This is a genomic window from Armatimonas rosea, assembly GCF_014202505.1.
In the GTDB taxonomy this organism is placed as follows: Bacteria; Armatimonadota; Armatimonadia; order Armatimonadales; family Armatimonadaceae; genus Armatimonas; species Armatimonas rosea.
Genome location: NZ_JACHGW010000002.1, coordinates 207,763 through 220,166, shown reverse-complemented (window position 1 = coordinate 220,166; position 12,404 = coordinate 207,763). Strand labels below are relative to the sequence as shown.

Sequence of the window (12,404 nt, the reverse complement as noted above, 5' to 3'; positions counted from 1 at the left end):
GTTTGCCGCCCTTCCCGCGGAAAGCCCGATACAATCGGCTAGCGATGCAAAACAAATCCGCTGCCAGCGACGATACCGCCGACCTCCAGGGAGCGCAAGAAGGACCGGAAGAGGTACCGGCCAACACCCCCTTCTGGAAGCACCTCGGGCCGGGGCTAATCACGGGGGTCGCCGACGATGACCCCTCCGGGATTGGTACCTACTCGGTCGCAGGGGCGCAGTTCGGCTATGGCCTGGTCTGGCTGGCCCCCTTCACCATCCCCCTTGTGATCGCGGTGCAGGAGATGGCGGGGCGCATTGGCTCGATCACCGGCGAGGGTCTGGCGGCCGTGATCAAGAAGCACTACTCCCGCCCGGTTCTCCTGGGGACCGTTGCGCTCCTCTTTCTGGCCAATGTCATCAATGTCTGGGCCGATCTCAATGTCATGGCGGCGTCGGCGCAGATGCTCTTTGGGCTCTCGTTCACGCTCTGGCTGAGCGTGATCGCCCTGGGGACGATTGTCTTGCTGATCGCGATTCCCTACCGGAGCTATGTCCGCTACCTCAAGTGGCTCTGCCTGGCGCTCCTGGCCTACGTCGTGACCGCCCTGCTCCCCGGTGTCAAGCACGACTGGGGCGCGATTGCCCAGAACCTCGTGCTCCCGCGCTGGCAGTCCGGGTTTGGCTATCTCATGGCGGTGGTGGGCTACCTCGGAACCACGATCTCGCCCTACTGCTTCTTCTGGCAGGCGGGGGAGACGGTCGAGGAAGAGATCTCACATGGGGTTGAGACCGAGCCCGGACACCGGCTCTTCCCGGTCAACGAGGCGGAGATTCGTGCCGTCCGCGCCGACACGGTGACCGGCATGGTGATCTCGCAGGTGATCGCCTTCTTCATCATTATCTGCACCGCCGCGACCCTCCATGCCAAGGGCCAGACCGATATCAATACGGCTCAAGACGCCGCCCGAGCGCTCCTGCCGCTGGGCAAGTCGGCGTACTGGCTCTTCACGATCGGCATCCTCGGCGCGGGCCTGCTTGGGATTCCCACCCTGGCGGGCTCGGCGGCCTACGCGCTCTCAGAGACCTTCGGGTGGCGCTACGGGCTCTACCGGCGCTTCAGCCGCGCCCGGGGGTTCTACCTCACCATCGCTGCGGTGATTGTCCTAGGGTATCTCCTAAACTTCATTCCCGGTGTCAGCCCCGTCAAGGCACTCCTCTACGCCGCCGTGCTCAATGGAGCGGTCGCGCCGCCGCTAATCGTCCTGCTGATGCGCATCTGCAACAACCCCAAGATTGTCGGAGAACGGCGCAACAGCCGGCTCTCCAACCTCCTGGGCGGTCTGGCCGTGGTCACGATGACGGTCGCGATCCTGCTCCTGCTCTGGGGCCTGCTAACCAGAAAAGCAAGCTAGTTTCGTCGGGACTTGAAAGCGGTACAATCCCAGTATGCAAAACAAAGATGTCCTGCGGCCTGTTTTGGAGCCGCTTCTCACCGAGGCACGAGGCTTACTGGCGAGCGAGCCAGGGATTGAGGAGCGTGTGGGGGTACTCCTGAGAATCGCACGCGCGGAGGCCACTCTCGGTCAGCCCGATGCCGCCAAGAAGACCCGCGCCGAGGCGGTTGCGCTGGCGCGGACCCTGCCGGCGAGTGATCCCAAGCTCAGCCCGATGCTCTGGCCGTCCGTTGCGATTGCCCACGAAGACGCCGGTGACTCGGCCACTGCCAAGGCGCTCTTTGCCGAGGGAGTCTCGCGCGCACAGAAGCTCAAGGAGGCCGAGCGGCGCTTCTACGGCCTCGCATGGCTGGCGCTCTACCAGGCAAGCCCGAAGAACGCCGCCGCCGCCAAGGCCACGATGGCGCTGGCCGTGAAGTCCGCCCCCGCAGTCGCCGCGAGCCCCGATGGGCAGTTTATGCAGACCAGCCTGCTCGGGGAGGTGGGGGCGTTTGCGGCGGCGAAGGCGCGCCTGCTCGCCAGCAAGCGCGACCCGGCCAACACGATCTTATCGCTTGGCAACCTCGCGACCAAGCAGGCAAAGACGGGCGATAAAGCAGGAGCTAAGGCCACCCTGGCAGAGGCGATGAAGCGCAACCAGACCATCAAGAGCGAGCTGGAGCGGCGCATGACCCAGTCGATCCTGCTGGGCTACGCGGTCCAGGTCGGTGATGCCGCCAGTGCCAAGAAGCTCGCGGGCACCGATCCCAAGGCGCGTCAGTCCGTGGCCGAGGCACTCGCGGAGACGGGCGACACCGACGGTGCCAAGGCGCTCTCCTCGGAGCCGTCGGCGGCGCTGGTCTACGCGCTCGCAAGTAAGGGAAAAGTGGCAGATGCGCAGAAAGAGGCCGAGCGGGTCCTCGCCGATCCCGGTAGCACGACCATGCAGGACGAGCCCATTCGCCTGCTGGGAGCGATCGCCGCAGCACAGGCCAAGGCGGGAGATACCACTGGAGCAAGTGCCACCCTGGAGCAGGCCCGCAAGCGCATCACCGACGATAAGACCTTCGGGGACAAGCGGCTCGTCCTCACCGCCAGCCTGATCGAGAGCATCGTCACCGGCGGCAAGCGCGACCGGTAACCTACCGCCGGGCGTGCGCGGGCATGCGCCGGGCATTGGAAATACCCGGCTGGGGAGAGGGAGCGCCCCGTGGGCGCGGAGAGCGCTTCTTTCTGCGCGTCCTCGGGATGCTCCCTTCCCTCAGGCGGGTATTTCCAATGCCCGCAAAGGGGAAACCCGCAACAGTGTCGAAGTGTAGCCGTAATCATCATGAACGCTCTAAGACTTGCTTCGTGTGCGCTCCTTAGCGCTGTGTGTATTGGGATGAGCCTGGCAACGCCGCCGCCTCTCCCCCATTCGACGAGGGCTGGGGGGGCAATTGTCTTCAACCGGGACATTCGCCCGATCCTCTCCGACAACTGCTTTGCCTGCCACGGCCCGGATAAGAACAAGCGCCAGGCCAATCTACGGCTCGATGGGCCAAACCGAGCGGTCGTGCCGGGCGATATCCTGGCGAGTGCGCTGGTGCAGGAGGTGCGTAGCGGCGCGATGCCACCCGCGGACTACCACAAGAAGCTCACAGCGGCGCAGAAACAGCTCCTGATGCGCTGGATCGGGGAGGGGGCTAAGTACCAGAAGCACTGGGCCTACGAAATGCCTGTCAAGCCGGCGATCCCCGCGGGCAAGAATGCGATTGACTTTCTGGTGCAGAAGCGCCTCGCGGAGCGCGGCCTCAAGCCGTCGCCCACCGCGGACCGCCGGACACTGATCCGCCGCCTGAGCTTCGACCTGCTGGGCCTGCCGCCGTCGCCGCAGGAAGTGGCCGCCTTTGTCAGTGATAAAGCGCCCGATGCCTACGCGAAGCTGGTCGAGCGGCTGCTGGCAAGCCCCCACTACGGCGAGCGCATGGCCCAGAGCTGGCTGGACGTGACCCGCTTTGCCGATACCATCGGCTATCATAGCGACACCCCGCGCAATATCTGGCCCTACCGAGACTATGTGATCAGTGCCTTCAACACCAACAAGCGCTTCGATCGGTTCACCCGCGAGCAGCTCGCCGGCGACTTGCTCCCCGATGCCAACCAGGAGACCCGAGTCGGGTCGGCGTTTAACCGGCTACTCCTCACCACGGAGGAGGGAGGCGCGCAGGCCAAGGACTACGAGGCGCGCTATCTCACCGACCGGGTGCGGGCCGTGGGGACGGTCTGGCTGGGGCAGACAACGGGCTGCGCCAACTGCCACGACCATAAGTTCGACCCGATCACGCAAAAGGACTTCTTCCGCCTCGGGGCCTACTTTGCCGATATCGAGGAGGGGATTATCGCCGCCCGCGAGCCGGGGATGCTGGTTCCCACGCCCGAGCAAGCCCGTGAGCTGGCGAGCCGCGAGGCGCGTGTCACGGAGCTTCAGAGGCGCTACGAGGCGATCTGGAGGCCGCTCAAGCCCGTCAAATCCGTGGCGCTCGGTGGCACCGTATTGACCGTACAGCCCGATAATGCGGTCCTTGCCAGCGGCCCCAACCCGGACAAGAACACCTACACACTGGAGCTGGCGGCCTCGGGGACACTCACGGGGGTGCGGCTCGAAGTCCTCCCCGATCCGTCGCTACCGGCACGTGGCCCCGGCCGCGCGGGCAACGGAAACTTTGTCCTTAGTGAGCTTGTCGCAGAGCGCCTCAAGCCGGGTGCGGAGCCGCAAAAGCTAACTTTCTCCAAGGCGCAGGCATCGATTGAGCAGGCCTCGTTTGCCGAGGCCCACCCCGACAAGCGCTGGAGCGCCGCGTCTGCCCTCACCCCCGATAGCTTCGGCTGGGCGATCCTCCCCGATGCCGGCAAGCCCCACGAGCTGGTCGCCACCCTCGCCGAGCCACTCACGCTGACTGATGGGGAGACGCTCCGCATTACCTTGGTGCAGAACCATGGCACGAACCACAACCTGGGTAAGTTCCGCCTCACCGCCCTGACGGGAACCGAGGTGCCGGAGACGCTCAAGAAAGACCTCGCCGATGCACGCAAAGCGAAGTCGGACTATGAGGCCGGTATCGGGCGCTGCCTGGTAACCGTCCAAAACACCAAACCACGCACGGTGCGCATTCTCCCCCGCGGCGACTTTCTCAACGAGACCGGCGAGGTGGTCACGGCGGCGATTCCGGCGTTTTTAACCTCTCCTCCCCAGCCCTCCTCTCCCGGGCGTTCGTCCCTCACTGGGAAAGGAGGGGGCCCGAGATTAGATAGCCCCTTTCCCAGCGACGAAGGAGCGCCCGGGAGAGGGGTTGGGGAGAGGTTGAGCCTGGGGCAATCACGCCTCGAGCTTGCCAACTGGCTGGTCTCTCGGGAGAACCCGCTGACGGCGCGGACGGTGGTGAATCGCTTCTGGAAGCAGTTCTTTGGCAACGGCATTAGCAAGGTGCTCGAAGACCTGGGCGCGCAGGGGGAGCCGCCCACCAACCCGGCGCTACTGGACTGGCTAGCCTGTGAGTTTGTGGACAGTGGCTGGGACGTGAAGCACCTAGTGCGATTGATGGTAAATAGCAATACCTACAAGCAAACCTCAACGGCAAGCAAGGCACTCCTTGCCGCCGATCCCTACAACCGTGAGTACGCCCGCCAGAGCCGCTTCCGTCTGGAGGCCGAGGAGGTGCGCGACAACGCCCTCGCTATCTCCGGGCTGCTCTCCCTCAAGCTCGGGGGGCCGTCGGTCAAGCCTTACCAGCCGGAGCGCTACTGGGAGAACCTGAACTTCCCCGTGCGCGACTGGACCGCCGATAAGGGCGAGAGTCAGTACCGGCGCGGGCTCTACACCTGGTGGCAGCGCAGCTTCTTACACCCGTCGCTCCTGGCCTTCGATGCCCCCAGCCGCGAGGAGTGCACCGCCGAGCGCAACCGCTCCAATATCCCCCAGCAGGCCCTGGTGCTCCTCAACGACCCGACCTATGTCGAGGCCGCACGCGCCTTTGGGGTGGGGATCCTGACCCAGGCCAGCGGCACGCCGGAGCAGAAGCTCACCTGGGCGTTTCAGCAAGCGCTCCAGCGCAACCCCACAGCAAGCGAGCAGAAGACCCTGCTTGCGGTCTACAGCCAGCAGCTCGCCGGGTACAAGGCCGACCAAGCCGCCTCCGATGCGCTCCTCAAGACCGGCTACGCCCCGCTCCCCACCAACCTCGACAAGCCCGAGCTCGCGGCCTGGACCCATGTCGCCCGCGTGCTCCTCAACCTCCACGAGACCATAACACGACCATGACAACGGAAGACGAACTCAAGCAATTCCGCGCACAGCAGCTCACCCGCCGGGCACTGCTAGGCAAGGCCACCCAGGGTCTTGGCGCACTGGCGCTCGCATCGCTAGAAGCGAAGGCTTCCCCCCTAACCCCCGCCGAGCGGGGGGACAAATCTGAAGGAGATTCCTTATATTCCCCCCGCCGGGCGGGGGTTAGGGGGGCCAAGCGCGTGATCTGGCTCAGCATGGCGGGGGGACCGTCGCACCTAGAGACCTTCGACCCCAAGCCCAAGCTCGCGCAGATGAACGGCCAGCCCATGCCCGAGAGCATGACCAAGGGCCAGCAGATCGCGCAGCTCCAGGGGCAGAAGCTCACCTGTTTTGGGCCACAGCTCCCGTTTGAGAAGTTTGGGAAAAACCAGATCGAGATCTGTGGGCTCTTCCCCCAAATCGGCTCGGTGATCGACGAGATCTGCTTTATCCGCTCGATGACCACCGATGCGATCAACCACGACCCCGCGCACATGTTCATGAACACGGGCTCGCAGATCGCAGGCAGGCCGAGCATGGGCTCGTGGATTACCTATGGCCTGGGAAGCCTTGCCAAGGACCTGCCGGGGTTTGTCGTGCTGACCTCGCTGGGCCAGGGCGGGCAGAACCAGCCGATCGCGGCACGCCAGTGGAGCAGTGGCTTTCTGCCGAGCAAGTACCAAGGCGTCCAGTTGCGTAGCAAGGGCGACCCAGTGCTCTACCTGACTAATCCGGGCGGTGTGACACGTGGGCGGCAAGGAACCGATATCGCGGCGATCAATGCGCTCAATAAAGAGTACAACTCCCTCGTGGACGATCCCGAGATCGCCACAAGAATCGCGCAGTACGAGCTAGCCTTTCAGATGCAGGCGTCGGTGCCGGACTTAATGGACATCTCCCAGGAGAAAAAAGAGACCCTGGAGCTCTACGGGTGCCAGCCCGGCGATGGTAGCTTTGCCAGCAACTGCCTGCTAGCGCGGCGGCTGGCGGAGAAGGGCGTGCGCTTTATCCAGCTCTACCACAAGGACTGGGACCACCACGGCGATATTAAAAACGGTGTGACCCTCAAGGCCAAGGAGATCGACCGGGCGTGCATGGCGCTGATCACGGACTTGAAGCGGCGCGGGATGCTCGACGATACCCTCATCGTGTGGGCGGGAGAGTTTGGGCGCACCCCGATGTCGCAGGGCAATGGGCGCGACCACCACAACAAGGCCATGACGGTCTGGCTGGCGGGCGCGGGGATTCATGGGGGAATGGTGCACGGAGCCTCCGATGAGCTGGGCTACGCCGCGGTCGAGAATATCACGACGGTCCACGACCTCCACGCGACCATGCTCCACCAGCTCGGGATCAACCACGAGGCCTTTACCTACAAGTTCCAGGGGCTCGATGCCAAGCTCACCGGAGTTGAGGGCGCGCAGGTCATCAAGAGCATCCTGGCGTAGGCATGCCTATCCCCCAGCCTGCAACGGTGGCGGAAGCGGTTGCGCTGCTACGAAGCCCAGACGCCCAGGACCGCCAACGCGGTGCCATGGGCCTTGCCGCTTTCTCCCCACCATCGGCGAGCGTGGTCGCGCTCCTGATCGAGGCCCTTGCGGATCAGGAGCGCTGGGTGCGCGTTGTCGCCACCGATACCCTGGTGGCGCTCGGACAGGCTAACCCAGCAGTGGTCTCGGCGCTGATTGTCGCCCAGTCGCACCCACAGGAGCTGGTGCGCCGCTGGCTGGTTGAGGCAATCGCCCGTGCGGCCCTCCCCGAGACACGCGCCCTCGAGGCCGTCCTGCGTGCGTGCGACGACCCCAGCAGCTACGTCCGCTACGAGGCGGTCAACCAGCTCAAGCGCACGAAGCTAGAGCACCCGCGTCTGCTCCCTGTCTTGCTGAAGGCGCTGGAGGCGGGGGAAGCAGGGGCCGCCGATGCCCTCGCGGTGCACCAGCTCACCGATCCCAAAGCACTGGAAGCCCTTGTCCAAGCGCTCCAGCGCGACCCTCAGCACCTGCGTAGCCAGGCGGCAGTGGCTCTCGGGGAGCTGGGCAAGGCGACCCCAGAGGTCACGCAGGGGCTCTTTGCTCTTGCAAGCTCCGCTATTTCCTATGGGACGGAGATAGGCAGCGCACGCCGAGCCCTGGTGAAGCTAGCAACACAGGGCCATGTCCGGGGATTTCTCCAGAAAAAACTTCGGTCACGAGTCTTGCCGGAATCGACCGCGGCGGCGCTGATCCTCGCAGAGCACGGTGTCCAAGAGCTTGAGGTCTGCCAGATGCTCCTGGTGGCGCTGGAGGCACTAGACGAGAAAGAAAAGAGCGTTATTCTCTCCAAACTAGAGCCCTGGATCACAAGTGTCCCCGAGGTTGCCCTTGCCTGTGCGCCGCTCTTGCAGGCAGCCGACGACGGGCTTCGTATCTCTGCGGCCTACCTGCTTGTGGTGCTTCCCGAATACCAAGAGCCCGCCGCGGAGACTGCCCTGGCGGTTCTCTCCCCCACCAATCTCTGGCCCGCGCATCTCGCCCTGCAAGTGCTCTGCAAGCTCCCGACCCTGAGTGAGGAGCGACAGCGCCGCCTCCTGCCCCACCTTATCTCGCCCCCCGACGAAATCCAAGCCAACCCGACAGGCAGCGCCGCCCATCACTACGACGTCAGCCTACGCTCACCCCTGATCGGCCTCTTCTTAAAGACGCCAAACCTCCTCCCCGAGGTGGCCGAAGCGCTTGAGAGCCTCGGCGAAGAGCCGTGCTTCCTCAGGCAAAAAATAAAGAAAATGAATACTCCCCCCTAGGCACGCCTCCCGCGTCCCCGGGACGCTCCCCTCCCCGAGACGGGTATTTTGATGCCCGGCTTGATGCCCAGAATACGGCAGAGTCGTGCCCTCGCCGCGCTTGATTTGCTTGGTCTGGGAGCCGCGGGTCTCTTGAATCAGGGTCGCATAGGGGTCGCCGCTGTAGCAGACCTCGCCAAAGAAGGCATAGACCGACGCGTTGATCGTCACAAACATCGGGGCAAGCTTGCCCGCGGTGGTCGTGTAGCTAAAGCCGCCCAGCACCTCGGTCTTGCCGCCGTTGCGTGTCTCGACCAGGGTTCCCCCACGCTCGGTCTTGTAGCCCAGAATCCAGAGCGAGCCACCGTCGTTGATGAAGTGTGTCCCTTCGTTCTCGATATTGAGCTGCCGTGCCCAGACCTGCTGACCACGAAAGTGCAGCGCATTGGTGGTGACATCCTCAAAAAAGACATCGCCGATGGATCGGCTCGTCACGGTCTTCACCTCCAGGCTGCGAAAGACAACGGTGCGGCGTGTCGCCAGCTCGACTGCGCTTCCCAGGCTCGCAAAGTGCTCGAAGACCACGACGGGCGCACTGCCCTCGCCAACCCGGAAGGTCGGCTTGGCCTCTTGCTTGTAGTCCACGTGCGCCCCCACTCCCAGCAGGCGGCGCACCTTCCCGCGGACAATCACCGGGCTGGTGAGACGGTACGTCCCCGGGAAGAAGACCGTGGTGGCCCCCGAGTCGATCGCTTTCTGAATCGCCGCTGAGGAGTCCCGCGTAGCGGTGGGATCGGCCCCGAAGCTATCGACATTGGCCCAGGTCTTGGGGGCGTCCCAGGGCACGGTCGGGGTTTCTTTGACCGGCAGGCGCAACGACGTGCTCGGGGAGGGGAACGGACTCGTGGCCGGGTGCGAGCAGTACTCGGGGAGCTTGGTCTTTGGGTCGGCGGGCAGGCGGAGCGCGGCGGCGTAGTCGGGGGTCGCCACATCACCAAGCACGCGCTTGTAGCCGGTCGCTACGATATCGCGCAGAAAGACCCGCCCACCGTTGAAGCTCACGACCGCAGGAAGCTGGCTTGCCGACCCACGCCCCGTAAGGGTTGCGTCGAGGAGCGCCAGAACCCCGTAGCTGGAGACCGCGGTCACGGCGCTGTCGCTCTTGAGCCCCCGGATCGTAATCGCCTGCCCCTCGTTCTGGAAGCCACGCTCCGTCTGCCCAATCAGAGTGAGGTTCTCAAACGTCTGGCTATTGACCGCGTTGCCCGTGCGCACCCCAAGGCGAAAGCCACGGACGGTCACGTTGCGCACGAGCAATGGCCCGTTCATGTCCCGGTGCGCCAGGTCCAGCCCAATCACCCCTTGCCCATCGCCAGAGATAAAGTGGCAATCATGGACAGCGCCAAAGTTATTGGCATAGAACTGCAGTGCCACCGCGCCGGGGTTGCCCGAGCCCGTGTGGAACGTCAGATTCCGAACATGGTTGTGGAACCAGTCCGCCGAGCCAAAGCCGCCGCAGTTCAAGATCGCCTGCGGCTGCGCCGGGTCACGAAAGACACCGTCCTTGAGTCGCAGCGCCGTGTGTTTTTCATCGGCCCCTTGCAGGGTGGTAAAGCCCCAGTTCTCATGGTCTTTCCAGCGCTTGGGCCAGGTAAGAGTCGCGCTGACCAGATACGTCCCCGGCGGAAAGTACAGCACTCGGTGCTGCCCGGTGTGCTCGTTAAACGCCGCCTGGAGCGCCTCCGTGCAGTCGGTCACGCCATCTCCCTTTGCGTTGTAGGGCGGCTGCGTGACATCGATAATCGCGGGACATTTCGGGTAGGTTTTCATGTTGCCATCTCTCCGCCTTCGCACAGCTCAGGCACCTCTCTTCCCCTATCTGCTCGTGCCTCGCGGGAAGAGAGGCTTCCGGGTAACCCTCTTCCCAACGAGGTACGAGTGACCAGGAGAAGAGGGTCGCGCGCTAAGGCGCGGGGAGATGGCTCAGAGAGATGCCCTTATTCTGGCACAAAGAGAATTTTTATCGCTTCCTGGCGCTCCAACAGCGCGATCCCCTCCGCGTAGCGGCTAAAGGGAAGCGTGTGGGTGATGAGGCAAGAAAGATCGAGTGTCCCCTCGGTGATTTTCTGGACGGCGTACTCGGCGGCGGCGCGGGAGTGGCCGGGGTAGCCGACCAGGGTCAGGCGGCTGTAGTGGCGCACGTCGAAGGTGTAGGGCTCGCGCTGGACCCCGAAGAGAGCGAGGAGCCCGTGCGTGTGGTCCATCAGGTGCTCGACACTCGCCTTCGCCCCCACACAGTCCAGCGCCACTTCGACAGGTGGGGGCGGCGTGTCGGTGCGGGGGTCGAGGGCAAGATCGACGAGGCCGCGCTCCTGGACGTAGGTGCGGCGCGCCTCACTCAGGTCCCAGGCGATAATTTCCTTTGCGCCCTCGGCGCGTGCAAGCTGCGCGGCGATCAGGCCCGCAGGGCCAAGCCCACTGATACCAAAGCGCTGGCAGGGGAAGGCGCTGAGCTGGCGCAGGCGCAGGAAGCTCGCCCCCACGCACATCGCCAGCTCCACGGGCGCGGTGGCGGCGGGCGGCAGGTGGGCGGGGACGCGGATCAGGTGCTCGACCGGGCGCACCACAAACTCCGCGTAGCAGCCGGGCTTGTCGTGCCCTGGGTCGCGCCAGACACTCACGCGATCTTTTAGGCCAAGAGGAAAGGCATTGGGGCCGAGGGCATCTACCACTCCCGTGGCCTCATGGCCGGGCTGGCCGGGGGTGTAGGGGTAGTGGAACTGGTGCCCCACAAACATCGGCTCGTTGTGGCGCAGGTGCAGGTCCCACTGCGGGCAGGTCGCGACTCCCAGGATCCGAACACGGGCCTCGCCGGGGCCGGGCTCGGGGGTTGGCACCTCGAGAAGCACGCTCTCGGAGCCGGGGGCGGTGACTTGTAGAATTTTCATGAGGGCCACTCCAGGAGAATCCCCAGCGATGGTGCGCGGCGGTGGAGGAAGAGGTCAAAAGCCGCCGTAGCGTCGGTGACCGGGAAGCGGTGCGTGACCAGAGGGAGCGTCGTGAGCTTTCCTTGCGCCACCCAGTCTCGGGTTGCATCCATGCGCGGTGTGGTCCACCCCGACGGCGTATGGACGGTCATTTCGTAGTTCCGCAGGCGCTGGAGATCAATCTTTCCCGCATGGCCGTAGAAGCCCGCGGAGACAAAGTGCGAGTCGCGGCCCAGCTTGGGCAGGAGTGCGTAGACCGTCTCCAGGTCCCCCACCGTATCGACCAGAACGCTCTGCCCACTGGCAATACTCTCCTGGTCAGTCGTCGCTGTGCCACGTGTGAACTTGGCGAGGCGCTCCGCGTGCCGACCCAACAAGGTGACGGTCGCGCCGCGCTCGGCGAGGGTCTGCGCCGCCCACTGCCCCACGAGGCCATCGCCCACCACAATCGCGCCCTCACCGGGGCGGAGGGGGGGTCGAGTGCCACAGTTGTAGCCGACTTGGGTCAGCACCAGTCCCGAAAACGCCTCAATCGGCAATGTGCTCTCCGGAAGCTTCCAGAGCTGGTGCGCGGGTGTGATCGCGGGCGAGACATGGCCTCCCATGGGAAAAAACAGCCCATCGGTGCGCGAGACGGTAGCAAAGACCCGCTCCCCGACCGAGAAGTTCTCGACACTCTCCCCGACCCACGTCACCACGCCCACTTTCTGATAGCCCGTCACCAGCGGAAACGGCGTGGGATCGGTCGGGGCGAGGGGCGTATCCCCCGCAAGGCGCTCTCCGCGAATAAACGAGCCCTCGGTCCCCGGGCTGATCCAGGAGTGGGTCACCTTCACCACCACCTCACTCGGCCCCGGATCGGCGACACGGAGCTCTTGCAGCTCCACGGTCCAAGGCTTTGTCGCAACCACAGCGTTGACTTTCATGAGGGCATTTTA

8 protein-coding genes are annotated in these 12,404 nt (G+C 64.6%); 5 read left to right on the top strand and 3 right to left on the bottom strand.

The window, feature by feature from the left end:
- The first annotated feature begins 44 nt into the window (after positions 1 to 44).
- The 5 genes from HNQ39_RS08885 to HNQ39_RS08865 all read left to right on the top strand — a co-directional run bounded on the left by HNQ39_RS08885 (position 45) and on the right by HNQ39_RS08865 (position 8,500).
- Positions 45 to 1,394 (top strand): Nramp family divalent metal transporter, encoded by a 1,350-nt coding sequence (locus HNQ39_RS08885; RefSeq protein WP_184194135.1) that lies wholly within the window; start codon positions 45 to 47, stop codon positions 1,392 to 1,394.
- A gap of 34 nt (positions 1,395 to 1,428) precedes the next feature.
- Complete coding sequence (locus HNQ39_RS08880) at positions 1,429 to 2,556, top strand: hypothetical protein (protein ID WP_184194132.1); 1,128 nt, start codon at positions 1,429 to 1,431, stop codon at positions 2,554 to 2,556.
- Positions 2,557 to 2,745: 189 nt separating this feature from the next.
- Positions 2,746 to 5,715, top strand: a complete 2,970-nt coding sequence (locus HNQ39_RS08875) for a PSD1 and planctomycete cytochrome C domain-containing protein (RefSeq protein WP_184194129.1) — start codon at positions 2,746 to 2,748, stop codon at positions 5,713 to 5,715.
- Positions 5,712 to 7,169: a DUF1501 domain-containing protein gene (locus tag HNQ39_RS08870; RefSeq protein WP_184194126.1), complete on the top strand. Its 1,458-nt coding sequence runs from the start codon at positions 5,712 to 5,714 to the stop codon at positions 7,167 to 7,169. Before HNQ39_RS08875 ends, HNQ39_RS08870 begins: the two co-directional genes overlap by 4 nt.
- A gap of 2 nt (positions 7,170 to 7,171) precedes the next feature.
- Positions 7,172 to 8,500, top strand: a complete 1,329-nt coding sequence (locus HNQ39_RS08865) for a HEAT repeat domain-containing protein (protein ID WP_184194123.1) — start codon at positions 7,172 to 7,174, stop codon at positions 8,498 to 8,500.
- Here the strand turns inward: HNQ39_RS08865 and HNQ39_RS08860 are convergent.
- From HNQ39_RS08860 to HNQ39_RS08850, 3 genes are all read right to left on the bottom strand, one after another.
- On the bottom strand, positions 8,393 to 10,309 hold the full coding sequence (locus HNQ39_RS08860) for a glycosyl hydrolase family 28-related protein (protein ID WP_184194121.1): 1,917 nt from the start codon (positions 10,307 to 10,309) through the stop codon (positions 8,393 to 8,395). The two genes, HNQ39_RS08865 and HNQ39_RS08860, sit on opposite strands and share 108 nt — an antisense overlap.
- Before the next feature lie 167 nt (positions 10,310 to 10,476).
- The gene (locus HNQ39_RS08855) at positions 10,477 to 11,427 is read right to left on the bottom strand and encodes a zinc-binding dehydrogenase (protein WP_184194118.1); all 951 of its coding nucleotides are present in this window, start codon (positions 11,425 to 11,427) and stop codon (positions 10,477 to 10,479) included.
- The gene (locus tag HNQ39_RS08850) at positions 11,424 to 12,392 is read right to left on the bottom strand and encodes an alcohol dehydrogenase catalytic domain-containing protein (protein WP_184194115.1); all 969 of its coding nucleotides are present in this window, start codon (positions 12,390 to 12,392) and stop codon (positions 11,424 to 11,426) included. The genes HNQ39_RS08855 and HNQ39_RS08850 overlap by 4 nt, the downstream gene beginning before the upstream one ends.
- Between the last annotated feature and the right edge of the window lie 12 nt (positions 12,393 to 12,404).

What these genes read in the sequence shown, in the direction of transcription:
- HNQ39_RS08885 (WP_184194135.1), top strand. Translation starts at nt 45, where the DNA reads ATGCAAAACAAATCCGCTGCCAGCGACGATACCGCCGACCTCCAGGGA.
- HNQ39_RS08880 (WP_184194132.1), top strand. Translation starts at nt 1,429, where the DNA reads ATGCAAAACAAAGATGTCCTGCGGCCTGTTTTGGAGCCGCTTCTCACC.
- HNQ39_RS08875 (WP_184194129.1), top strand. Translation starts at nt 2,746, where the DNA reads ATGAACGCTCTAAGACTTGCTTCGTGTGCGCTCCTTAGCGCTGTGTGT.
- HNQ39_RS08870 (WP_184194126.1), top strand. Translation starts at nt 5,712, where the DNA reads ATGACAACGGAAGACGAACTCAAGCAATTCCGCGCACAGCAGCTCACC.
- HNQ39_RS08865 (WP_184194123.1), top strand. Translation starts at nt 7,172, where the DNA reads ATGCCTATCCCCCAGCCTGCAACGGTGGCGGAAGCGGTTGCGCTGCTA.
- HNQ39_RS08860 (WP_184194121.1), bottom strand. Translation starts at nt 10,309, where the DNA reads ATGAAAACCTACCCGAAATGTCCCGCGATTATCGATGTCACGCAGCCG.
- HNQ39_RS08855 (WP_184194118.1), bottom strand. Translation starts at nt 11,427, where the DNA reads ATGAAAATTCTACAAGTCACCGCCCCCGGCTCCGAGAGCGTGCTTCTC.
- HNQ39_RS08850 (WP_184194115.1), bottom strand. Translation starts at nt 12,392, where the DNA reads ATGAAAGTCAACGCTGTGGTTGCGACAAAGCCTTGGACCGTGGAGCTG.